Origin of the sequence: Cellulophaga geojensis KL-A (assembly GCF_000568425.1) — a bacterium.
Taxonomy (GTDB): Bacteria; Bacteroidota; Bacteroidia; order Flavobacteriales; family Flavobacteriaceae; genus Cellulophaga; species Cellulophaga lytica.
This window is the reverse complement of record NZ_ARZX01000014.1, coordinates 78,808-101,353: the sequence shown is the minus strand read 5'-3', so window position 1 is coordinate 101,353 and position 22,546 is coordinate 78,808. Positions and strand designations below refer to the sequence as shown.

Sequence of the window (22,546 nt, the reverse complement as noted above, 5' to 3'; positions counted from 1 at the left end):
AATTAAGCTATTTAAAACCATTTAAAAACTAATTACTAATACATACAAAAAAAGCCCTAGAAAATATATTCTAGGGCTTTTGGTGTTTTATGTGGGTGTGTAGAATTATAACTCTAATTTTTTGTATATATGTAACAAAATTTTATACCATTAAGATAGATTAATGGTTGAAGTTGCTAATTAATTTTTTGTTCAGTTCTTATTTTAAATTTTAACATTGTACTATTTTAGTAAAGTAGTAATAAAAGTGTTAATGTCGTAATTTGGTAAAAATTGCTAACTATTTTTAGGGTATAAATAAATATTTGCACTAAAAAATGTTAAAAAATTACTATGCACGCATAATTTAATAGTGTTAATAGTTGTTAAAATCAAAAAAAAATATAACTTCACAATCAAAACTAACTTAATTCAATACTAGAATGAGAAAATTAATTCTTTTTTCTTTCCTGATTTTTGGAGTTCTGGGGTATTCTCAGACTACAATAAAAGGAAAGGTTGTTGATCAAAACGGTCAACCAGTATCCTCTGCCAATGTTGTAATCGTAGGAAAGGCTGAAGGTGTAGTAGCCGACTTTGATGGTCTTTTTACATTAACCACGTCAGAAGTGCCACCATTTAAACTAAAGGTTACAAGTATTGGTTATTCATCTTCAACAGTAGATGTAACTTCCAATAATCAAAACTTAACAATAAAGCTTACTGAAGAAGCAACTCAATTGGGAGAAATTGTAATATCTGCTTCTAGAACACCTGAACGTATTTTTGAATCACCCGTATCTGTAGAGCGTTTTGGGCTTAAGGATATAAAAAATACTGCTTCATCAGATTTTTATGATGGTTTGGAAAACTTAAAAGGAGTAGATATAAACACCAACAGTTTAACTTTTAAGTCTATTAACACTAGAGGTTTTGCCACATTTGCAAATACAAGGTTTATGCAAATGGTAGATCAAATGGATAATTCTGCGCCTGCATTAAATTTTCCCTTAGGAAATTTATTAGGTATGACAGAAACTGACGTTTTAAGTGTGGAGCTTTTGCCAGGTGCTGCTTCTGCTTTATATGGAGCCAATGCTTTTAATGGTATTTTATTTATGAGAAGTAAAAATCCTTTTGATTTTCAGGGTATTAGTGCTTACATAAAAAGAGGTATAACATCTCAAGAAGTATCAGGTGATAATACATATACAGATTTTGGTATAAGAGCTGCTTATAAGTTTAGTGATAAATTTGCAGGTAAAGTGAATTTTGGCTATTTAAATGGTACAGATTGGGGAGCTGATAATGAAACCGATAAATTATTTAGAGGGTTTACTAGAGATGACTTGGATTATGACGGTGTAAACGTTTATGGTGATGAAGTAAGTCAGAATATGTTTAGTGTTGCACAAATACTTACTAAAACAATTGACCCTGAAACAGGAGAAACAATTTTGCCAGCTGGTGCAGAAGCATTGGTGCCTAGTGTAAATGTGAGTAGAACTGGATATAATGAAAAATATTTAACAGATTATAATGCAGAAAGTATAAAAGCAGATTGGGGTTTGTATTACAGGCCTTGGGAGAATGACTTTGAAATTTCTTATGTTGGTAAAGTAGGTTCTGGATCTACAATTTACCAAGGAGCAAACAGATATGCAATTGATGATTTCTTTTTGCAACAACATAAATTAGAAATTAAGAATGATAATTTCTTCTTAAGAGGGTATTTGACAGAAGATAAAGCTGGTGATTCTTATGATATGGTTTTTACAGGAATTAATATTAATAGAGCCTGGAAATCAGATCAACAATGGTTTGGTGAGTATGTTGGTACATATGTGTTAAGTACACTTGGCGGAGCAACGTCAGACCAAGCACATGCAGCAGCAAGAGCTCAAGCAGAATCTGGAAGATATTTACCAGGTACACCAGAGTTTCAAGCAGCATATGAAAGAAGTATAAATGATCCGGATTTAAGTTCTGGTTCTAAGTTTCAAGATAATTCAAAAATTTATCACGCAGATGCAAACTATAATTTTTCTGAAATAATTGAATTTGCAGATATTCAAGTGGGTGGATCTACAAGAACATATGAATTAAATTCTTCTGGTACAATTTATACGGATAATGATGGGCCTATTAGGTATTCTGAATTTGGTGTATATACACAAATACAGAAAAAATTATTAGAAGACCGTTTAAAGTTAACAGGTTCTTTACGTTATGATAAATCAGAGCTGTTTGATGGTTTCTTCTCTCCTAGATTAGCAGCTGGCTATACATTAGGTGAAAATAAAAACCATAATTTAAGAGCCTCTTTTCAAACAGGATTTAGAAATCCAACTACGCAAGATTTATATATTGGTTTAGATGTAGGTAGAGCTATTTTAATTGGAGGAGCTAAAGATAACTTAGAAAGAGATGTTAGAACATACGGTGTTAGTCAAGAGGCGCAAGATAATCTTGGTCAGCCTGCAACTATAGAGAAATCTGGAGATGGTGCTTACAATAATTCTTATTTAGCAAGTTCATTACAGGCTTTTGGAGCTTCAGGAAACCCTGCAGATTTAAAAGTGGCAAACTCTAATTTGGCAAAACCAGAACAAGTAACTTCTTTTGAGTTAGGCTACAGAGGTAAAGTAAGTGATGTAGTTATAGATTTAAGTGGATATTATAATATTTATAAAGACTTCCTATCTAATGAAACAGTAGTTTCTACGTATTACGGAGAGGCAGGAGATAATAGTTTGTCTGTTTTGGCATTGGCTAACGGAGATTATCAAGCATACCAAACATACACTAATTCTGAAGCAAATGTAAATTCTTATGGAGCTACATTAGGTATAGATACTAAAGTTTTAGGAGGATTTGATTTAGGAGCAAATTATACATATTCTAAGTTAGATTTTGATCAAGAGGCAAACCCTGATTTTAGAACAAACTTTAACACTCCAGAACATAAGTTTAAAGCTAATTTTGGTAAAACTGATTTATTTGAAAATATTGGTTTTAATGTAGCTTACAGGTGGAGTGATTCTTATTTCTGGGAAGCATCATTTGGAGACGGGCAAGTACCTTCTTTTAGCGTGTTAGATGCTCAGGTTAACTTTACTGTTCCAAGTTTAAAATCTAATTTTAAAGTTGGTGCATCTAACTTATTAGGTGATGAGTATTTTACAGCTTTTGGTACAGGTTATGTAGGATCTCAATACTATGTTTCTTGGACAATTAATAATTTATAAGATTTAAATATGAAAACTAAATATATATGGCTAGTAGCCGCAATGGTAGCATTTTCTTCTTGTAGTGATGATGATGATTCGTCTACAATGACTGAGGAGCAATTACCTGAATTAACAGCAGGATCTGCAGATTTTTCAAACTATATTTCTTTAGGAGCCTCTTTTACTGCTGGTTATACAGATGGAGCACTTTTTAAGGCAACGCAGGAAATGTCTTTCCCAAATATACTTTCTCAAAAATTTGCAAGTGCAGGAGGAAGTACAACATTTAATCAGCCTTTAACTAATGATAATTTTGGTGGATTAGCTTTAAATGGAGATAGAATTGCAGATCCAAGATTGGTTTTTGGAGGTGCAGGACCAGTGCCACTTGAGGCAGCACTTGGGGCACCTGTTACAGTTACAACAGATGTACTATTAAATAATCCAACAGGACCTTTTCAGAATATGGGTGTTCCTGGAGCTAAAAGTTTTCACTTGCTAGCAAACGGTTATGGTAATATTTCTAATTTGTCTGCAGGAGCAGCTAATCCGTATTTTGTTAGAATGACAGGTAGTACGCCAGATGCAAGTATGTTAGAATTAGCAGTTGCACAAAGCCCTACTTTTTTTACGTTATCAGAAATAGGGGGTAATGATGTTTTAGGTTTTGCAGTTTCTGGTGGGTCTGGTGTAGACCGTACAGGAGATCCTAATGCGGCAAATTATGGTCCAAATGATATTACAGATCCAGGTCTTTTTCAAGTGGCATTAACTGGTATGGTAGATGCACTTACGGCTAATGGGGCAAAAGGGGCAGTTGCAAATGTGCCTTACATTACTAGTCTACCTCATTTTACAACTGTACCTTATAATCCGCTTCCAATGGATGAGGCAACGGCTACACAAGTAAATAATGGTTATGCTCAGTACAATGGTGGTTTGCAAACAATGGTTACAATAGGGCAAATAGACGAAGCAGAAGCAGAAGCACGTACAATAAAATTTGTAGCATCTTCAGCTAATGCAGTGGTTATAGAAGATGAAGATTTAACAGATTTGTCTGCATTTGGATTACCAAGTTACAGACACGCAACAGCAGATGATTTGTTAGTATTACCAGCATCATCTTTTATTGGTACACGAGTTAATGATGACCCAACAATGGTAAACGGTGTATCTGTTCCATTAGAAGATAAATGGGTTTTAGTAGCTAGTGAGTTAGCATCAATTAATGCAGCAACAGATGCGTACAATGCTGCTATAGCTTCAGTTGTATCTGCAAAAGGCTTGGCATTAGTAGATTTAAATTCGGTTCTTTCTCAGGCTTCAGAAACAGGAATTACTTTTGATGATTATACAATGAATACTGATTTAGTTTTTGGAGGTTTAGTTAGTTTAGATGGTATACATTTAACATCTAGAGGCTATGCATTAATGGCTAATAAATTTTTAGAAGCTATTGATGCTACATACGAATCTAATTTTGTAGCGTCTAAAACATTAGCAAAAGCAGCTAATTACCCAACAACGTTTTCTCCTGCATTACAGTAAAGCGTAAAATTTTATACATTTTAAAAAGCGCCTTATTTTATAAGGCGCTTTTTTGATAAAACCTCTATAAGAATTAAAAGGTTTTAGATAAGTTAAAAAAACAATAAAAAGTAGTTTTTATTTAAATTTGAAAAACTTATCTTTGCACCCTGAAAAACACAGGGTCTGTATTACAGGGTTTTATGTTTTTTAAAAACAAAAAAAATTATATATAAATAAATACTGATAGCAATGTCTAAAGTTACAGGTAAAGTTTCCCAAATTATTGGCCCAGTTATAGATGTGGAGTTCCAAGCAGGGGTAGATCTTCCAAAAATTTATGATTCATTAGAAATTAAAAAAGCAGATGGATCAATTTTGGTTTTGGAAGTACAATCACACATTGGTGAGAACACAGTAAGAACTATATCTATGGATTCTTCTGATGGTTTAAGTCGTGGAGCAGAGGTTAATGCAACAGGAAGCGCTATACAAATGCCAGTTGGAGATGACGTTTACGGACGTTTATTTAACGTAATTGGAGACGCTATTGATGGTCTTGGGAATTTACCAAAATCTGGTAAAGATGGTTTGCCAATACACAGAGAGGCACCAAAATTTGAAGACTTATCTACTTCTACAGAAGTATTATTTACAGGTATTAAAGTAATTGACCTTATTGAGCCTTATGCAAAAGGTGGTAAGATTGGTTTATTTGGAGGTGCCGGAGTAGGTAAAACAGTATTAATTCAGGAATTAATTAACAACATTGCAAAAGGTCACGGTGGACTTTCTGTATTTGCTGGTGTAGGTGAGCGTACTCGTGAGGGTAACGATTTACTACGTGAGATGTTAGAGTCTGGTATTATTAAATACGGAGATGACTTTATGCACTCTATGGAAGAAGGTGGTTGGGATTTATCTAAAGTTGATAAATCTGTAATGAAAGATTCTAAAGCAACCTTTGTATTTGGACAAATGAATGAGCCACCAGGAGCACGTGCACGTGTTGCATTATCAGGTTTAACTATTGCAGAATATTTCCGTGATGGAGCAGGTGAAGGTCAAGGTAAAGATGTACTTTTCTTTGTGGATAACATTTTCCGTTTTACACAAGCTGGTTCTGAGGTATCTGCATTACTTGGTCGTATGCCATCTGCGGTAGGTTACCAACCAACATTAGCAACAGAAATGGGTGCTATGCAAGAGCGTATTACATCAACAAAAAGAGGTTCTATTACATCTGTACAGGCGGTTTACGTACCTGCGGATGATTTAACGGATCCAGCACCGGCAACTACTTTTGCTCACTTAGATGCAACAACGGTATTGTCTCGTAAAATTGCAGAGTTAGGTATTTACCCAGCGGTAGATCCATTAGATTCTACTTCTAGAATCTTAGCTCCAGAAATTTTAGGAAAAGATCACTACTCTTGTGCACAACGTGTAAAAGAGTTGTTACAACGTTATAAAGAATTACAAGATATTATTGCTATCCTTGGTATGGAAGAATTATCTGAGGAAGATAAAATGGCAGTTGGTAGAGCAAGACGTGTACAACGTTTCTTATCTCAGCCTTTCCACGTAGCAGAGCAATTTACAGGTCTTAAAGGTGTTTTAGTAGATATCAAGGATACTATTAAAGGATTTAATATGATTATGGATGGTGAATTAGATCACTTACCAGAATCTGCATTTAACCTTAAAGGTACTATTGAAGAAGCTATAGAAGCAGGAGAAAAAATGCTTGCTGAAGCATAAATAATACATAATATTACGTGTTAGTTAATTGCTTGCACGTAATATTAACTACTTAATACTTTTATAATTATGTATTTAGAAATTGTATCACCAGAAGCTACATTATTTGCAGGAGAAGTTGTTTCTGTAACTGTACCTGGTATAAATGGAGATTTTCAAATGTTATCTAATCACGCACCAATTGTATCATTATTACAGCAAGGTACGGTTAAGATTCAAGGAAATGTATCTATAGATGAAGCTTTTGAGGGTAAATTCTCTAAAGGTTCTAACGGAGAAACTGTTTTGCCAATAAATAGTGGTACTATAGAAATGAAAGATAATAAAGTTATTGTACTAGCGGATTAAGTATAAGTAACTCTACTAAATAAATATAAACGTGAAGCTAAATGCTTCACGTTTTTTTTATGCCTTACTTTTAAATTGTGATTTTTTATACGTTTAAAATCTTATTTGTAAGAAAATATGTTAAATTTTATATATTTAAATGAATTTTCTTACATTTACAAAAACCATATATAGGCTTTTGCTCGTATATCAATAAAAATAAAAGTAGCGTATAACGGCGTAATAATATTTATTTTATTATTGGAGTTAGTATCTGTAATAAAAGTAAAGCGTAAAGTAACCACTTTGCGCTTTTTTATTTTTATACTTTTTTAATTACATTGGTAACAATACCCCAAATTATGAAGTTGTTTTCTTCAGTAATTTGTATAGGTTTATAATTGGGATTTTCTGGTTGTAACCAAACTAAATTATTTTCAACTTTTAATCTTTTTACAGTAAACTCACCATCTAAATAGCAAACAGCAATTTTGTTATGTGCTGGTTCTAAACTTCTATCTATAACTAATAGGTCGTTATCTTCTAGTCCAGCGCCAATCATGGATTCTCCGCTTACTCTTGCAAAAAAAGTAGCTTCAGGATTTTTAATTAGTTCTTTGTCTAGGCTTATTCTGTTTTCTTTAAAATCATCAGCCGGAGACGGAAAGCCCGCAGAAATACCAGTATCCACAAAAATACTAGTGCTTTTTGAGGAAGCATCAACAGAGAAAAAAGTAAGATGTGTTTTATTTATCACGCTTATTTTACTTTTATAATGTCATTAAAACTTGTAGTGTATTTAGGAGATAAGTGTTTTTGCTTCATTTTCCAAGTACGTTCCAAATCTTGATTGGCTATTTTTAGTTTTTGATCGCCATATTTAAAATTTAATTTATCTATAGCTTTCATTAGAGGTTTGTGTTTTGGATTTTCTGAGGTAAACAAATGCAATTGGTGATTGTTTGTAGGGACTAGGCCGGTTACAATAACACCAGCACGCTTGTACTTAACACCAGGTTTATATATGCGTTCTACAGCTTTTATAGCGGCATTACTAATTGCTAAACTAGAATCTGTTGGGTAAGACATACTAACATTAAACGTGCCTCTATGCTGCTCTGTGTCTTTTTTGTGTTTGTCGCTACTTAATAAAACAACAATCATATGACAGCTAGAATTTTGTTTGCGTAATTTTTCTGCACAACTGGTGGCAAAAGTAGATATGCGCTCTTTTATATTCTCTAAATCAGAGAAAGTATGTTCAAAACTTCTTGTAGTGGCAATAGATTTTTTATTTTCTTTAATTTCTAAATCTAAGGTAGGTATACCTTCTAAATCTTTTTTTAATTTCCACTCTGTTATAGAAAAGTTTTTACGCACCCAATTATCGGGTAAATTAACAAAGTCTAAAGCTGTTTTGCAGTTTTTAATGGCTAAGCGTTTATGTAGTCTTCTTCCAATGCCCCAAACATCTTCAAGCTTTATCCATTTTAAAGCTTTAAGTCGTTTTTCTTCTGTATCAATAACATAAGTACCATTTGTTTGTTTTGGAAACTTACGGGCAATTTTGTTTGCTACTTTGCTAAGCGCCTTTGTTGGAGCAATGCCAACACAAGTAGGTATTCCGGTCCATTTTAAAATACGGTCTCTTATTTCTGTACCATAACTAGTAAAGTTGTAATTATTAAAGCCTTTAAACTGCATAAAAGCTTCATCAATACTGTATACTTCTACATCTGGAGAAAATTGTTGTAGTATGCTCATAACTCTACTGCTCATATCTCCGTATAAGGAGTAATTTGATGAAAAAACGTAAATGTTATTGGCTTTAAAAAAACTTTTATATTTGAAAGCAGGAGCTCCCATTGGTAAGCCAAGAGCTTTGGCTTCGTCACTTCTAGAGATTACACAACCATCATTATTGCTTAAAATTGCAATAGGTTTACCTTGTAAGCTTGGGTTAAAAACCCGCTCACAGGAGGCGTAAAAATTGTTACAATCTACTAGTGCATACATTGCTACAAAGGTACAAGATTTGCACTTTATATTTATGCGTGCACTAGTAGTATGTGTTAATTATAGATTTATTTTTTTAGATACATTATTTGGTAATGCATCTTTATGCACCATAACGCTTATTGCTTTTAGTCGCATATAAGTTTCACTAAAATACACATAACCATTATGTGTTGTTCTGTTAGGGTCTGTACCCCAACTGTTTTTTACTTTATAGTATTTTGTTCCGTTTTGATCTTTTACTGTACCTGTTATGTGCATTAAATGATCATCTGTAGTTGTAAAGTTTTCAAACTCGTTTTGTCTGTAAGTTTGTGTAATTTTTAGCTCTGGGTAAATGCCTTCTAAAGCTTTTTTGTTGTTTTCGTAATCTGCAGGCACTACAGCAACTCCGTGTTTAGATGAAAAAGTACGTTCGCTAACATCGCAATCTAACTCAACTGTAAAACCGTTTTCTAGAGCATTGTCAATAGTGTGTATCATTTCGTCTAAAGTAACGTTGTACATACTACCGTTACTCCAGTTGTCTGGTATATTTAATATAAACGAACTGTAAAATGGTGCGTGTGTAAATGATGTAATTGTAACATAATCTTCTGGTACAATTTTAGTCATTTTTAAAAATGAAGCAGGTGTGTATTCCTTTCCTTGGTATGTAAAAGATGTTTTATTTGCTCCTAAATACACATCTAAAACGGCATTTACAGCTTTAGACCAGTTTTTGCTTAGTTCACCAGCAGGGTTTTCTGCATATGTTTTTACCATAGCTTCTAGCACTGCAACCAATTCTGCGTGATTGTGAAAAGTGCTATTTTCTAAAAGTCCGTTGTATGCTTCTTGTGGCACAAGACCATAATTTTTAACCGAGTTAATTACATCGTGTGCTAGTCCACCTTCGCTAAATTGAGCTTTGCCTTGTCTCATTACAAAGTTTTCTGCCTTTTTAGGGTATGTATTGCGTACAGTATACATCTCAGACAAATCTATTTTGTTGCCTGTAAGTCGTATAATTTCCGATTCTAAAAATGAAGAAGTAGAAAAACTCCAACAAGTTCCAGTAGCACCTTGGCTAATAACAGGTGTTGTTTCTAAATCTATAACATCTGTAAATTTGTATGCTTCTTGCGCGTTTATAGCGCCTATGGCAAGCATAAAGCCAAGGCTAAAAAGTAATTTTCGCATAGTGTTCTTAATTGATTAGTGCTTTGTGGTTAGCGTGTTTTTTTTATTGATTAAAAGATTTTATGTATTCTATAATCTCTTTACTCTCGTATTTTTTAGCAAAATCTAAAGCAGATTGCTTGTCACTGTTTCTAACTCTAATTTGTACACCTGCTTTAACAAGGTCTTTTGCCATTGCCAACCTGTTGTATTTAGCAGCATACATAAAAGGAGTTTTATTGTTGCACGTTTTTTCAACACTAGCATTTTGTGCTATTAGCTCTGCAAAACAAGATTTTGCGTTAAGTTTTATAGAAAGTGTTAGTAGCGTGTATTCAGATTCTTCTAGCTTAAAGCAACTATTAATATTTTTTGATGTTATTTGCTTTTTAAGCTCTGTAACATTGTCAGTCTCTAAAACACTTTTAATGTCGCTGTTTATTTCTTGAGCACTTGCATAAGTAGAAACAACAAGTAGGATTGTAAAAAATAGGGTTTTCATTATTTTGGGTTTATTTAATTTAACTAAGTGTTTATATAAAACGTTAGTGGGTTAAATTTATTCTTTTTCTTTTACATATTCTAAAATATCTGATGGTTGGTTATTTTTTTAATTTGTTATTAGCGTAACAAATACTAATTTCTATTGCTTCTTTTAATAACAATTAAAATCCATCTATTTGTATCTTTGCCAAATGCTACCACAAAAACTTCAGAAAAAACTAGAAGAGCGGCAACAGAATATGTCATTGCGTGTATTACCTATGTATAAGCAGTTGGCAGATTTTTCTTCTAACGACTATTTAGGGTTTTCTGGCAATGCATCAATTTTTAGCGCTACGCACAAATACTTGGTAGATAGTAGTTTTTTGCAAAACGGGGCAACTGGCTCTAGATTACTTTCTGGGAATCATAATTTATACGATGAGCTAGAGTCTAAATTGGCTTTATTTCACCAATCTAAAGCAGCAATAGTTTACAATTCTGGTTATGATGCTAATATTGGTTTTTTTAGTTGTGTACCGCAGCGTGGAGATTTAGTTTTTTATGACGAGTATATACACGCAAGTATAAGAGACGGTATTGCAATGAGTAATGCCAAGGCATATAAATTTAAGCATAACAATATTGCAGATTTAGAAAATTTAGTAGAAAGGCATACTGCTGCTGTTAAAGATAATAATAGTGCTGTTTACGTAGTAACAGAATCTGTTTTTTCTATGGATGGCGATTCTCCACACTTAAAGGAAATGGCATTATTCTGTAAAGAACATAAACTATTTTTTGTGGTAGATGAGGCACACGCTGTTGGTGTTTTTGGCAGTAAAGGAGAGGGCTTGGTGCAACAGCTACAATTAACAGACTTGGTTTTTGCGCACATTATAACTTTTGGTAAAGCTTTAGGTTGCCACGGCGCAGCTATATTAGGTAGTGAAGAGTTAAAGAGTTATTTGGTTAACTTTTCGCGTAGCTTTATATATACAACAGCTTTAGCACCGCATAGTTTAGCTACAATTTTACAGTCGTACTATTTTTTAGAAAGTAAAGAAGGTAAAGTTCAACAACAACTTTTGCAAAATGCAGTTAAGGTTTTTAAAAGTAAAGTTGAAAGTAGTAAACTAAAGCAGCATTTTATTACTAGTAACTCGGCAATACAATGTTGTTTAATTTCAGGAAATAATAGGGTAAAAAGTATAGCTAAAAAACTTGAAGAAAACGGATTTAATGTAAAAGCAATATTATCGCCAACAGTACCAAAAGGAGAAGAACGATTGCGTTTTTGTTTGCACGCTTACAATACACCAAAAGAAATAGAAAAAGTAATAACCGTTTTGCATAATTATATAAGAGAATGAGTCAGAAATTTTACAAATTAGCTGCATTTGAGTATTTAGCAGATACAGTTATCATAAAAGGTAAGCTAGAGTCAGAGGGTATACAAGTTTTTTTAAAGGATGAAAACACGGTAAACTCAGACCCATTAATTAGCAATGCAATTGGCGGAATTAAACTTTTGGTTTTAGATGAAGATAAAAATAAAGCATTAGAAATTTATAATGAAATTAGAAGCTATGCTGTAGATGATAACGGAAAACCTTTAGCGTGCCCAAACTGTAAAGCAGAAAAGCTAGAAGGCTATTACTCCAGAAAAGGAATTTTTTATAAGTTGTTCCCTTTTTTTGAAAAAAGAAAATTCCGTTGTTTTAACTGCAATATAGTTTCATAAACTACAATACAATGAAAACAAAACAAATATTTGTAACTGGTATATCTACAGAAGTTGGTAAAACAGTGGCTTCTGCAATATTAACAGAGGCGTTAGAAGCAGATTATTGGAAACCAATACAGGCGGGAGATTTAGATACGTCTGACAGTCACAAAATAGCAGATTTTATTTCTAACTCTAAAACGGTAATACATAAAAATAGTTACGCTTTACAAACACCTATGAGTCCGCATGCAGCGGCAGAAATAGACGGTGTAGTAATAGAGGTAGATAAAATAGTAGCGCCAAAAACAGATAACAATTTAATTATAGAAGGTGCTGGTGGGTTGTTGGTTCCTTTAAATGATAATGATACCATTTTAGATATTATAGACCCTAGTCACCAAGTTGTAGTGGTGTCTAGACACTATTTAGGCAGTATAAATCATACTTTATTAACGGTAAATTACTTAGAAGAACGTGGTTTTAAAGTTTCTATAATTTTTAGTGGAGAAGAACATAAAACAACAGAAAGTATTATACTATCTAAAACAAATGCAAAACTTATAGGCCGTATAGAAGAAGAGCCATATTTTGATAAAAATGTAATAAAAGAATATGCAGATTTGTTTAGAGATAACCTGTAAAATATAGGTTGGTTTGTATATTTGTCAAAAATTAAAATCTATGCATGTTAACTAAAGCACATGGTATAGATATCTACTAATAAAATAAATGCATAAGTCCTAACACTATTAGGATGGCATACAGCTTATGAACCTTACAGAAAGAGATAAAAAACACTTGTGGCACCCGTTAACGCAACATAAATTACACAATACAATGTTGCCTATTGTAAAAGCAAAAGGGGCAGTGTTAACAGATGATAAAGGAAATGATTATATAGATGGAATATCTTCATGGTATACTTCTGTGTACGGGCATTGTAATGACTATATTTTAGAAAAAGTTGGTGCTCAAATGCAACAGTTAGACCAGGTTGTATTTAGTGGTTTTACGCATAAGCCAGCTATAGAGCTGTCTGAAGAATTGATAAAAATACTGCCTAATAATCAGGAAAAATTGTTTTTCTCAGACAACGGTTCTACTTCTACAGAAATAGGAATTAAAATGGCATTGCAGTATCATTTTAATAATGGGGAAAAGCGTAATGTTATGTTGGCTTTTGAAGACGGATTTCACGGTGATACTTTTGGCGCAATGTCTGTGTCTAGTTTATCTGTTTATAATGGTCCTTTTGAAGATTTTTTTATTGATGTAGAACGTATTCCTGTACCTACAGAAGATAATATAGAAGCCATTTTATCTCAGATTGAAGAGTTGGTTAATACTAAAGCTATTGCGGGTTTTGTTTATGAGCCTTTAGTGCAAGGAGCTGCAGCAATGAAAATGCATAATGCAGAAGGTTTAAATAAAATTCTACAGACCTTAAAAAAGCACAATGTACTTTTGGTTGCAGATGAAGTAATGACTAGTTTTGGTAAAACAGGTAAGTATTTTGCGTCAGATTATATAGATGTTAAACCAGATGTTATATGTATGTCAAAGGCGTTAACAGCAGGTTTACTACCAATGGCAGTTACTAGCTGTACGCAGCAAGTTTATGATGCTTTTTATGATGACGATATTTCTAAAGGATTATTTCATGGACATACATATACTGCAAATCCTTTGGCTTGTGCAGCTGCGTTAGCAGGTTTAGAGTTGCTTCAATCTACAGAAATGCAAGATAATATTGCCAGAATTACAGCCTCTCACAAGCAATTTAATGAGGAGGTTAAAAACCACCCTAAAGTTGGTGCTACAAGGCAATTGGGAGTTATTTATGCATTAGATCTTAATATAAAAATGGAGCGCTATGGTAATTTAAGAGATAAATTATTTAAGCATTTTATGGATTCTGGAGTGTTTTTACGTCCGTTAGGAAATACCATTTATATTTTGGCGCCTTTTGTAACTACAGATGAGCAACTTCAAAAAATATACAACTCAATTAAAGAAGCACTAGAAATAGTTTAAGTATGAGTATTTACATTACGGCACTAGCATCTATTTCTCCTTTAGGAACTTCCTTAAATGAGGTTTGGGAGAGTTATAAAAACGATGCACATTTACTGCAAGAAAAAAATATAGGAAATCAAAAAAGTTGGGTTGCAGCTTTAAGTGATGAAGCTAAACAAGAAATTGAAACTTTAAAAAACTCGGACTTAAAATATAAAAGTTTAGATGATACTGTTTTGTTTGCTATGTACGCGTCACGTAAAGCGTTAGAGCAAGCTGGCTGGACATCTAAAGATAATTTTGGTGTAAATTTTGGTTCGTCTCGTGGCGCAACAGCTCTGTTTGAAAAATATCATACAGAGTTTTTAGAAAAAGATAAAGCATCAACTTTATCATCACCAACAACAACATTGGGTAATATCTCTTCTTGGGTAGCCCATGATTTACAAACGCAAGGCCCAGAAATATCGCACTCTATTACTTGTTCTACGGCATTACATTCTTTGTTAAATGGTGTTGCTTGGGTAAAAAGCGGAATGGCAAATAAATTTTTAGTAGGTGGTAGTGAGGCTCCTTTAACACCCTTTACCATTGCGCAAATGAAAGCTTTAAAAATTTACGCAAGAGGCGCAGATACGTATCCGTGTAAAGCTTTTGATCTGGCAAAAGATCAAAACACTATGGTTTTGGGAGAAGGTGCCGCGGTAATTGGTATAGAAAACGGAAATAAAGAAAATGCCCTGGCAGAAATTATAGGTGTTGGTTACGCTACAGAAGTTTTAAAACATAATATTTCTATTTCTTCTGACGCAGTATGTTTTCAACGCTCTATGAAAATGGCTTTAGAAGGAGTAGACCCAGATGACGTAGATGTTATTGTAATGCATGCACCAGGTACAATTAAAGGAGATTTATCAGAAATTGAAGCAATAAAGAAAATTTTTTGTAACAAAATACCAGCATTAACTACAAATAAGTGGAAGATAGGTCATTCTTTTGGTGCTTCAGGGATGTTAAGTATAGAGCTAGCAATAGCAATGCTACAAAAGCAAGAATTTATAAAAGTTCCTTTTGTAGATTATACAGAAATTCCAAAGAGTATAAAAAAGGTGTTAATAAACGCTGTTGGCTTTGGTGGTAATGCTGTAAGTATTTTATTGCAAAAAACTTTTTAAAACTAGCCTTTAGCTAAGTTGCATTTTACTATCTTTCACAAACCAAACTAAATTTATATTTATGGGAGAATGGTATGCAAGCTTAGAGTTGTTTCCAAAAGTGTACTGGAGTATTGCCTTAATTGGCTCTGTGGTAATGATTGTTTTTTTGTTGCTAACCTTAATTGGTGGTGATGTAGATGGTGTAGACGGTGATGTAGATGCAGAAGTAGAAGGTGATTCTGGAATTGGATTTCAATTTTTATCTATTAAAAACTTATCAGGATTTTTTGCCATTTTTGGATGGACAGGCATTGCTTGTATAGAAGCAGGCTTTTCTAATGTACTAACTATACTAATTTCTGTTATTTGTGGTTTGTTAATGATGCTGTCTATGGCTGCATTATTTTATTACCTAAGTAAATTGCAAAGTAGCGGAACACTACGCTTAAAAAATGCTTTAGGTCAAGTTGGTGAAGTGTACCTAACTATAGGGGCAAACAGAAGCTTTATAGGTAAAGTAAGTATAACAGTGCAAGGATCTTTGCGCGAGCTAGAAGCACTTACAGATGAAACTGTGAATCTTACACAGGGTAATGTTGTTAAAGTAGAGGACATTACAGATAACGGAATTTTAATTGTTAAATTATTAAATAAATAACCATATGATTTTAGTACCCCTACAGTTGGGCGGTAATGCCAGTTTAATTGGTATTGCAGTAGCCATTTTATTCTTTTTTATAATTATAATCTCGTTTATACGTAGATACAAACGATGTCCTTCAGACAGGATTTTAGTTGTATACGGTAAAGTTGGCGGCGGAAATTCAGCCAAATGTATACACGGTGGAGCAGCCTTTATTTGGCCAGTTGTACAAGATTATGAATTTTTAGATTTAACACCTATTTCTATAGAGGTTAACCTAGTAAATGCATTAAGTAAGCAAAATATACGTGTAAATGTACCTTCTAGATTTACAATTGGTATATCTACAGAGCCTGGAGTTATGCAAAATGCAGCCGAGCGTTTATTAGGGTTAGGTCAAAGTCAAATTCAAGATTTAGCTCAGGAAATTATTTTTGGTCAATTACGTTTAGTAGTTGCTTCTATGGACATAGAAGAAATTAATAATGATAGAGATAAGTTTTTAACTAACATATCTCAGAGTGTAGAAACAGAGTTAAAGAAAGTAGGTCTAAAGCTTATTAACGTAAATATTACAGATATTGTTGATGAGTCTGGGTATATTGAAGCTTTAGGTAAAGAGGCAGCTGCACACGCAATTAACGCAGCACGTAAATCTGTTGCAGAAAAAACAAGAGATGGTTCTATTGGTGAAGCTAATGCTTTACAAGATGAGCGTACGCAGGTGGCAGCAGCAAATGCACAAGCTGTAGAAGGTGAAAACATTGCAAAAATTAATGTTGCAAATTCAGACTCGTTACGTCGTCAAAGAGAAGCGGAAGCAGAACGTACTGCAATTGCATCAGAAAAAGTACAATCTGCAAAAGCATTAGAGGAATCTTACGCAGCAGAAAAAGATGCTGAACTTGCAAGAGCAGAACGTGTACGTAGCTCGCAAATGGCAGATATAGTTGTACCTGCAGAAATAGATAAGAAAAAAGTAGAGATAGATGCAGAAGCAGATGCAGAGCGTACAAGACGTTTAGCAAAAGGTGAAGCAGATGCAATCTTATTTAAAGCACAAGCAGAAGCACAAGGTATTTTAGAGGTTTTAACTAAGCAAGCACAAGGTTTAGATGAAATTGTAAAAGCTGCCGGAGACAATCCTAAAGATGCGGTATTACTATTAGTAGCAGATAAATTGCCAGAATTAGTTAAAACACAGGCAGAAGCTATTAAAAATATTAAAATTGATAAGGTTACCGTTTGGGATTCTGGAGCAAAAACAGCAGATGGTAAAGGTTCTACTGCTAACTTTATTTCTGGTATGTACAAATCTGTACCACCACTACAAGAAATGTTTAATATGGCTGGTATGCAGTTACCAGAATATTTAAAAGGTAAGGATGTAGAGACTGTTGATGTTAAGGAAGAATCTTCTGATAAGGACGACAGTAAATAGTTAAATTTTTAAATAAATTGAATAAAAATGAACCATTAGAGTATATCTTTTGGTTCATTTTTTTATTTAAAAAACCTTTATTGGGATTTAATTGGTAAATAGGCTATTTTTGACAACTGATTTAAAATAATCGTATGAGCGAAGTAAGACACAACTGGAGCAAGCAAGAAATTTTAGATATATATAATAAACCGTTAATGGATTTGCTTTACGAAGCAGCTACAATTCATAGACAAGAACATGATCCTAACACTGTACAAGTATCTACTTTGTTATCTATAAAAACAGGTGGTTGTCCTGAAGATTGTGGATATTGCCCACAAGCGGCTAGGTATCATACAGATGTTGAAGGCAATGATTTAATGTCGGTACAACAAGTAAAAGCACAAGCTTTACGTGCAAAATCTTCTGGAAGTTCTAGAGTTTGTATGGGGGCAGCTTGGCGTAATGTTAAAGACGGTCCAGAATTTGACCAAGTACTAGAAATGGTGCGTACTATAAACAAACTAGATATGGAGGTTTGTTGTACACTTGGTATGATTACAGAAAATCAAGCACAAAGACTAGCAGAAGCTGGTTTGTATGCATATAACCATAACTTAGATACCTCAGAAGATTACTATAAAGATGTAATTTCTACTCGTGCTTTTGAAGATAGATTAGATACTATTGAAAATGTACGTAAAACTAACGTTACTGTGTGTAGTGGAGGTATTATAGGTATGGGAGAGGCTTTAGAAGATAGAGCAGGTATGTTAGTTGCACTATCTACTTTAAGTCCACAACCAGAATCAGTACCAATTAACGCATTAGTAGCAGTAGAGGGTACGCCAATGGAGGATATAGAGCCGGTATCTATCTGGGATATGGTGCGTATGGTAGCAACTACGCGTATTGTTATGCCAAATACTCAAGTAAGGTTATCTGCAGGTCGTACACAAATGAGTAGAGAAGGACAAGCAATGTGTTTCTTTGCTGGAGCAAATTCAATTTTTGCTGGAGATAAATTATTAACTACTCCTAATCCAGATGTAAACGAGGATATGGAAATGTTTAAAATGTTAGGCTTAAACCCACAAAAACCATTTACTAAAGTTTCTCAACCAAAAACAGTAGAGGCTCAGGATTCTGAGTATCAAAATTTAGGTGAAAAGCCAAAATGGACTAGACCAGGTCATAAGATAGAACGTAATGAAGCTGCTAAAGAAAAAGCAAAGCTTTCTAAGTAATAAGTTGCAATAAGTAACTCTTTTATACAGCCGCTATTTAATTTGTAATTAGATAGCGGTTTATTAATTAATATAGCTTTTTAAGTAATTTTAAGAGTTATTTAAATCGTATTTTTTATTTTTACCGACTGTTTAATTTATCCAAATTTGCACTTACAAGATATTCCAAGGGTAAAAAATATTACCAAAGAAGACTTTTTAAAGCACTTTTTAAAGCCTCAAAAACCTGTTGTTATTGAGCGTTTTATAGAAGAGTGGCCTGCTTATTCTAAATGGAATTTGGAGTATATGAAGTCTGTGGCAGGTGATAAAATAGTGCCTTTGTATGATGACAGACCTGTAGATTATAAAGATGGTTTTAATGAGCCGCACGCTAAAATGAAAATGGCAGATTATATAGATTTGCTTAAAAAAGAGCCTACTAAATTTAGAATATTTTTATGGAATATTTTAAAAGAAGTACCACAGTTGCAAAGAGATTTTACATATCCAGATTTTGGGTTGCGACTAATGAAAAGTCTTCCTATGTTATTTTTTGGAGGTAAAGATTCACATACCTTTATGCATTATGATATAGATTTGGCTAATATTTTTCATTTTCATTTTGAAGGGGATAAACAAATTATTCTTTTTAACCAATCTCAAAACAAATATCTATATAAAGTACCACATTCTTTAATTACAAATGAAAGCATAGATTTTTCTAACCCAGACTACAGCAAATGGCCTGCTTTAAAGCAAGCTAAAGGGTATAAAACAACTTTGCAGCACGGAGAAGTGTTGTATATGCCAGAAGGGTATTGGCATTATATGAAGTATCTTACTCCGGGTTTTTCTATGAGTTTAAGAGCTATAGCGCGTAACCCTAAAAATTTAAGTAAAGCCTTATATAATGTATTTATTATGCGTAATTATGATAATGTAATGCGTAGAATAAAAGGACAAAAGTGGATAGATTGGAAAAACAAAAAATCTATATCTAATACCAATAAACAGTTGTAATAATTTATTTTTTTGGTGTAAGTTCTTGCACTTTTTCATACACTAAATGACTTTCCCAACCTCTATAGAGTAAGTAATCTGCTATTTTTTTACGTTTTTTATATATGTTAGTTTCTTTAACTTCATTAGCTCTTTTGCTGGCAAGCTCATTTAATGTTTGTATGTATTGGTCTTCATCTATTTCTTTTAAGGCTGTTTTAATGTTGTAAATAGATATGTCTCTAAACTTAAGTTCGTTTACAATTCTATTTTTACCCCATTTTTTTATATTAAATTTTCCGCGAGCAAAACTTTGAGCAAAACGTTCTTCATTTAAATAGTTTTCTTTAATCAAATGAGTAATTATTAGATCTCTAGCATCTGCAATCATTCCCATATCTTTTAGTTTTTTGGTGACTTCCTTATGGCAGCGTTCTTGGTAAGCACAATATTGCTCTAGCTTATGGGTGGCTTCTTTAATGGTGTAAGAGGGTTGTAAACTCATATTACAAATGTACGTAAACAAAAAAAGCGACCCCATTGCTGAGGTCGCTTTTTACTTTTTTATATAGGTCTTTTGGTTTTTTAAAGATCTATATAATAAACCGTTTTTTAAGTAAAGGTATATTCTAATATATGGTTTTACCTTTTTTGTTTTTAAAGCGATATTCTAGATACGTGTATGCGTCTCTAGGTTGCACTTTAACCCATTTTTTGTATTCCATAAACCACTTGAAACGAATGGATTGTAATCCTTTTGTAAGATATGCTGCAATAAACGGGTGTATGTGTAGAATAACATCGTTGTCTTTTGCAGGGCCGTTTAGTAGTTTTTCTAAATCGGATTTAATCTTGTCTATTAAAACTATAGGAGCTTCTACCTCTGCGCCATTTAAGCCGCTAGGATTTTTCTCCATTGTTTTAATGTTTCTTTCTGGTCTTACTCTTTGTCTTGTTATTTGAATAAGTCCAAATTTACTTGGCGGTAAAATTTTATGTTTAGCTCTGTCATCTTTCATTTCATCACGTAGATGATCAAAAAGTTTTTTTCTGTGATCTGGCTTACCCATATCTATAAAATCTACAACAATAATACCTCCCATATCACGTAAGCGTAATTGTCTGGCTATTTCTGTAGCAGAAATCATATTTACCTCTAATGCTGTGTCTTCTTGGTTTTTTGCCTTGTTAGATCTGTTGCCGCTGTTAACATCTATAACGTGTAGGGCTTCAGTATGTTCTATTATTAAATAGGCGCCTTTACTCATAGAGGCTGTTCTACCAAATGAAGTTTTAATTTGTCTTTCTATCCCAAATTTTTCAAAAATAGGTACAGAAGACTCATATAATTTTACAATAGATTCTTTCTTTGGCGCAATTTCTTGCACATAATCTTTTATTTCATTGTAAAGCGTTGTATCGTCAACATGTATTCCTGTAAAGGTGTCGTTAAATACGTCTCTAAGTATAGATGAGGCTCTGTTTAGCTCCACTAGTACTTTAGATGGGTGAGGTGCTTTATACAATTTTTTACACATTACTGTCCATTTGGTCAGTAAGTTTTCTAGATCCTTGTCTAGCTCTGCAACTTTTTTGCCTTCGGCAACGGTTCTTATAATAACGCCAAACCCTTTTGGTTTAATGCTTCTTACAAGTCTTTTTAACCTCTCTTTTTCTTCTTTACTTTCTATTTTTTGAGAAACAGAAACTCTATCAGAAAATGGCACCATAACCACATAACGCCCTGCTAATGAAAGCTCAGAGCTAATTCTTGGTCCTTTGGTAGAGATAGGTTCTTTTACAATTTGTACTAATAAGGATTGATTAGATTTTATAACATCATTAATGCTACCATCTTTATCAATATCTTTTTCAAAAGGAAAATCTTTTAAAGAAAAATCTTTTAATTTTCCTGTGCTTGCTCCTTTTACGAATTTCAGCATAGAAGATAACTGCGGACCCAAGTCATGATAGTGCAAAAATGCATCTTTTTCATAACCAACATCTACAAATGCAGCGTTAAGACCAGTAACAGGTTTTCTAATTTTGGCAAGAAATATATCGCCAACAGAAAAATTATTATTGTCTTCTTCTTTGTGAAGTTCTATTAGTTTTCCGTCCTTAGTTAAGGCAAAATCGACAGCGTTAGAACCAGATCTTACGATTAATTCTTTATTCACCTGAATCAATTTTTATTTAACTCTACTTAATAAATTAAGAGTGTTAAATGGATTAAACAATAGTTGTGCGGGCAGTATTACCCGCTGAAATTCTTTCGTTAGAATTTCTATGTCAATGAACGTTTTTAAAACGAAAAAGTAGTTGTTAACAACTACTTTTTCTTGTGTCGGTTAGCTCTTCTACGCTTCTTGCGCTTGTGAGTAGCTACCTTATGTCTTTTTCTTTTCTTACCACTAGGCATAAAATCTACTTTTTAATTAATATTATATTTTATTTTACTTGTACGTTACTCTTAACACCTTCAACAAAAACCTTTGCAGGCTTAAATGCAGGGATGTTATGAGCTGGTATTTTAATGGTAGTATTTTTAGAAATATTTCTACCAGTTTTTTCTGCTCTTGTTTTAATAATAAAACTACCAAAACCTCTTAGGTAAACATTATCTCCATTTTCTAATGAAGTTTTAACCTCTTCCATAAAAGTTTCAACAGTAGCCTGTACATCTCCTTTTTCAATACCCAGTTTATCTGAGATTTTCGATACGATATCTGCTTTCGTCATTGTCAGTATATATTATGTCCTTGTTTTTTCGGGTTGCAAATATATAAATTAAATTTATTCTTTTACGTTAATAGACTTAATTTTAAGTATATAAACCTGTACTTTTGTTTATTATTATTTA

At 33.2% G+C, this 22,546-nt stretch carries 20 protein-coding genes; 13 read left to right on the top strand and 7 right to left on the bottom strand.

Annotated features, from left to right (window positions below):
- Nucleotides 1–422 precede the first annotated feature (422 nt).
- The 4 genes from KLA_RS11415 to KLA_RS11400 all read left to right on the top strand — a co-directional run bounded on the left by KLA_RS11415 (nucleotide 423) and on the right by KLA_RS11400 (nucleotide 6,848).
- Entirely contained in the window at nucleotides 423–3,227 is a 2,805-nt protein-coding gene (locus KLA_RS11415) for a TonB-dependent receptor (RefSeq protein ID WP_034645966.1), read from the top strand.
- Nucleotides 3,228–3,236: 9 nt separating this feature from the next.
- The gene (locus tag KLA_RS11410) at nucleotides 3,237–4,760 is read left to right on the top strand and encodes an SGNH/GDSL hydrolase family protein (RefSeq protein ID WP_013620623.1); all 1,524 of its coding nucleotides are present in this window, start codon (nucleotides 3,237–3,239) and stop codon (nucleotides 4,758–4,760) included.
- A gap of 231 nt (nucleotides 4,761–4,991) precedes the next feature.
- Nucleotides 4,992–6,500 carry a F0F1 ATP synthase subunit beta gene (atpD, locus tag KLA_RS11405; protein ID WP_013620622.1) on the top strand — a complete coding sequence of 503 codons (1,509 nt, stop codon included), beginning with the start codon at nucleotides 4,992–4,994 and terminating at the stop codon, nucleotides 6,498–6,500.
- Nucleotides 6,501–6,569: 69 nt separating this feature from the next.
- A complete protein-coding gene (locus tag KLA_RS11400) occupies nucleotides 6,570–6,848 on the top strand; it encodes a F0F1 ATP synthase subunit epsilon (protein WP_013620621.1) in 279 nt (92 codons plus the stop codon).
- 301 nt (nucleotides 6,849–7,149) lie between these two features.
- On the opposite strand, the gene KLA_RS11395 is transcribed toward KLA_RS11400, so the two are convergent.
- The 4 genes from KLA_RS11395 to KLA_RS11380 are packed head-to-tail and all read right to left on the bottom strand — an operon-like array spanning nucleotide 7,150 to nucleotide 10,506.
- Nucleotides 7,150–7,584 carry a LexA family protein gene (locus tag KLA_RS11395; protein ID WP_013620620.1) on the bottom strand — a complete coding sequence of 145 codons (435 nt, stop codon included), beginning with the start codon at nucleotides 7,582–7,584 and terminating at the stop codon, nucleotides 7,150–7,152.
- A gap of 2 nt (nucleotides 7,585–7,586) precedes the next feature.
- The gene (locus KLA_RS11390; protein ID WP_034645963.1) at nucleotides 7,587–8,843 is read right to left on the bottom strand and encodes a Y-family DNA polymerase; all 1,257 of its coding nucleotides are present in this window, start codon (nucleotides 8,841–8,843) and stop codon (nucleotides 7,587–7,589) included.
- Nucleotides 8,844–8,903: 60 nt separating this feature from the next.
- Nucleotides 8,904–10,025 carry a C1 family peptidase gene (locus tag KLA_RS11385; protein WP_034645961.1) on the bottom strand — a complete coding sequence of 374 codons (1,122 nt, stop codon included), beginning with the start codon at nucleotides 10,023–10,025 and terminating at the stop codon, nucleotides 8,904–8,906.
- 43 nt (nucleotides 10,026–10,068) lie between these two features.
- On the bottom strand, nucleotides 10,069–10,506 hold the full coding sequence (locus KLA_RS11380; protein WP_034645960.1) for an ankyrin repeat domain-containing protein: 438 nt from the start codon (nucleotides 10,504–10,506) through the stop codon (nucleotides 10,069–10,071).
- A 193-nt stretch (nucleotides 10,507–10,699) separates the two neighbouring features.
- On the opposite strand from KLA_RS11380, the gene KLA_RS11375 reads away from it, so the two are divergent.
- The 9 genes from KLA_RS11375 to KLA_RS11335 all read left to right on the top strand — a co-directional run bounded on the left by KLA_RS11375 (nucleotide 10,700) and on the right by KLA_RS11335 (nucleotide 19,704).
- Nucleotides 10,700–11,860 carry an aminotransferase class I/II-fold pyridoxal phosphate-dependent enzyme gene (locus KLA_RS11375; RefSeq protein WP_034645958.1) on the top strand — a complete coding sequence of 387 codons (1,161 nt, stop codon included), beginning with the start codon at nucleotides 10,700–10,702 and terminating at the stop codon, nucleotides 11,858–11,860.
- A complete protein-coding gene (locus KLA_RS11370) occupies nucleotides 11,857–12,231 on the top strand; it encodes a DUF2007 domain-containing protein (protein WP_034645956.1) in 375 nt (124 codons plus the stop codon). Before KLA_RS11375 ends, KLA_RS11370 begins: the two co-directional genes overlap by 4 nt.
- Nucleotides 12,232–12,242: 11 nt before the next feature.
- On the top strand, nucleotides 12,243–12,857 hold the full coding sequence (gene bioD, locus KLA_RS11365) for a dethiobiotin synthase (RefSeq protein ID WP_034645953.1): 615 nt from the start codon (nucleotides 12,243–12,245) through the stop codon (nucleotides 12,855–12,857).
- 127 nt (nucleotides 12,858–12,984) lie between these two features.
- Nucleotides 12,985–14,250, top strand: a complete 1,266-nt coding sequence (bioA, locus tag KLA_RS11360) for an adenosylmethionine--8-amino-7-oxononanoate transaminase (protein ID WP_034645951.1) — start codon at nucleotides 12,985–12,987, stop codon at nucleotides 14,248–14,250.
- 2 nt (nucleotides 14,251–14,252) lie between these two features.
- Nucleotides 14,253–15,407 carry a beta-ketoacyl synthase N-terminal-like domain-containing protein gene (locus KLA_RS11355; protein WP_034645948.1) on the top strand — a complete coding sequence of 385 codons (1,155 nt, stop codon included), beginning with the start codon at nucleotides 14,253–14,255 and terminating at the stop codon, nucleotides 15,405–15,407.
- 61 nt (nucleotides 15,408–15,468) lie between these two features.
- A complete protein-coding gene (locus tag KLA_RS11350) occupies nucleotides 15,469–16,047 on the top strand; it encodes a hypothetical protein (protein ID WP_034645946.1) in 579 nt (192 codons plus the stop codon).
- Nucleotides 16,048–16,051: 4 nt separating this feature from the next.
- A complete protein-coding gene (locus tag KLA_RS11345) occupies nucleotides 16,052–17,473 on the top strand; it encodes a flotillin family protein (RefSeq protein WP_013620610.1) in 1,422 nt (473 codons plus the stop codon).
- 134 nt (nucleotides 17,474–17,607) lie between these two features.
- Nucleotides 17,608–18,702 carry a biotin synthase BioB gene (gene bioB, locus KLA_RS11340; protein ID WP_013620609.1) on the top strand — a complete coding sequence of 365 codons (1,095 nt, stop codon included), beginning with the start codon at nucleotides 17,608–17,610 and terminating at the stop codon, nucleotides 18,700–18,702.
- A gap of 147 nt (nucleotides 18,703–18,849) precedes the next feature.
- Nucleotides 18,850–19,704 (top strand): cupin-like domain-containing protein, encoded by an 855-nt coding sequence (locus KLA_RS11335; protein ID WP_034645944.1) that lies wholly within the window; start codon nucleotides 18,850–18,852, stop codon nucleotides 19,702–19,704.
- 4 nt (nucleotides 19,705–19,708) lie between these two features.
- Here the strand turns inward: KLA_RS11335 and KLA_RS11330 are convergent, their stop codons facing one another.
- The 3 genes from KLA_RS11330 to KLA_RS11320 form a co-directional block, all read right to left on the bottom strand.
- Nucleotides 19,709–20,188 (bottom strand): regulatory protein RecX, encoded by a 480-nt coding sequence (locus KLA_RS11330; protein WP_034645942.1) that lies wholly within the window; start codon nucleotides 20,186–20,188, stop codon nucleotides 19,709–19,711.
- A gap of 124 nt (nucleotides 20,189–20,312) precedes the next feature.
- Nucleotides 20,313–21,863 (bottom strand): ribonuclease E/G, encoded by a 1,551-nt coding sequence (locus tag KLA_RS11325; RefSeq protein ID WP_013620606.1) that lies wholly within the window; start codon nucleotides 21,861–21,863, stop codon nucleotides 20,313–20,315.
- A 271-nt stretch (nucleotides 21,864–22,134) separates the two neighbouring features.
- On the bottom strand, nucleotides 22,135–22,425 hold the full coding sequence (locus KLA_RS11320) for an HU family DNA-binding protein (RefSeq protein WP_013620605.1): 291 nt from the start codon (nucleotides 22,423–22,425) through the stop codon (nucleotides 22,135–22,137).
- Nucleotides 22,426–22,546 lie beyond the last annotated feature (121 nt).

Excerpts from the sequence above, each read along its gene's own strand:
- KLA_RS11415 (WP_034645966.1), top strand. The coding sequence starts at position 423 with ATGAGAAAATTAATTCTTTTTTCTTTCCTGATTTTTGGAGTTCTGGGG.
- KLA_RS11410 (WP_013620623.1), top strand. The coding sequence starts at position 3,237 with ATGAAAACTAAATATATATGGCTAGTAGCCGCAATGGTAGCATTTTCT.
- atpD (WP_013620622.1), top strand. The coding sequence starts at position 4,992 with ATGTCTAAAGTTACAGGTAAAGTTTCCCAAATTATTGGCCCAGTTATA.
- KLA_RS11400 (WP_013620621.1), top strand. The coding sequence starts at position 6,570 with ATGTATTTAGAAATTGTATCACCAGAAGCTACATTATTTGCAGGAGAA.
- KLA_RS11390 (WP_034645963.1), bottom strand. The coding sequence starts at position 8,843 with ATGTATGCACTAGTAGATTGTAACAATTTTTACGCCTCCTGTGAGCGG.
- KLA_RS11385 (WP_034645961.1), bottom strand. The coding sequence starts at position 10,025 with ATGCGAAAATTACTTTTTAGCCTTGGCTTTATGCTTGCCATAGGCGCT.
- KLA_RS11380 (WP_034645960.1), bottom strand. The coding sequence starts at position 10,506 with ATGAAAACCCTATTTTTTACAATCCTACTTGTTGTTTCTACTTATGCA.
- KLA_RS11375 (WP_034645958.1), top strand. The coding sequence starts at position 10,700 with ATGCTACCACAAAAACTTCAGAAAAAACTAGAAGAGCGGCAACAGAAT.
- KLA_RS11370 (WP_034645956.1), top strand. The coding sequence starts at position 11,857 with ATGAGTCAGAAATTTTACAAATTAGCTGCATTTGAGTATTTAGCAGAT.
- bioD (WP_034645953.1), top strand. The coding sequence starts at position 12,243 with ATGAAAACAAAACAAATATTTGTAACTGGTATATCTACAGAAGTTGGT.
- bioA (WP_034645951.1), top strand. The coding sequence starts at position 12,985 with ATGAACCTTACAGAAAGAGATAAAAAACACTTGTGGCACCCGTTAACG.
- KLA_RS11355 (WP_034645948.1), top strand. The coding sequence starts at position 14,253 with ATGAGTATTTACATTACGGCACTAGCATCTATTTCTCCTTTAGGAACT.
- KLA_RS11350 (WP_034645946.1), top strand. The coding sequence starts at position 15,469 with ATGGGAGAATGGTATGCAAGCTTAGAGTTGTTTCCAAAAGTGTACTGG.
- KLA_RS11345 (WP_013620610.1), top strand. The coding sequence starts at position 16,052 with ATGATTTTAGTACCCCTACAGTTGGGCGGTAATGCCAGTTTAATTGGT.
- bioB (WP_013620609.1), top strand. The coding sequence starts at position 17,608 with ATGAGCGAAGTAAGACACAACTGGAGCAAGCAAGAAATTTTAGATATA.
- KLA_RS11330 (WP_034645942.1), bottom strand. The coding sequence starts at position 20,188 with ATGAGTTTACAACCCTCTTACACCATTAAAGAAGCCACCCATAAGCTA.
- KLA_RS11320 (WP_013620605.1), bottom strand. The coding sequence starts at position 22,425 with ATGACGAAAGCAGATATCGTATCGAAAATCTCAGATAAACTGGGTATT.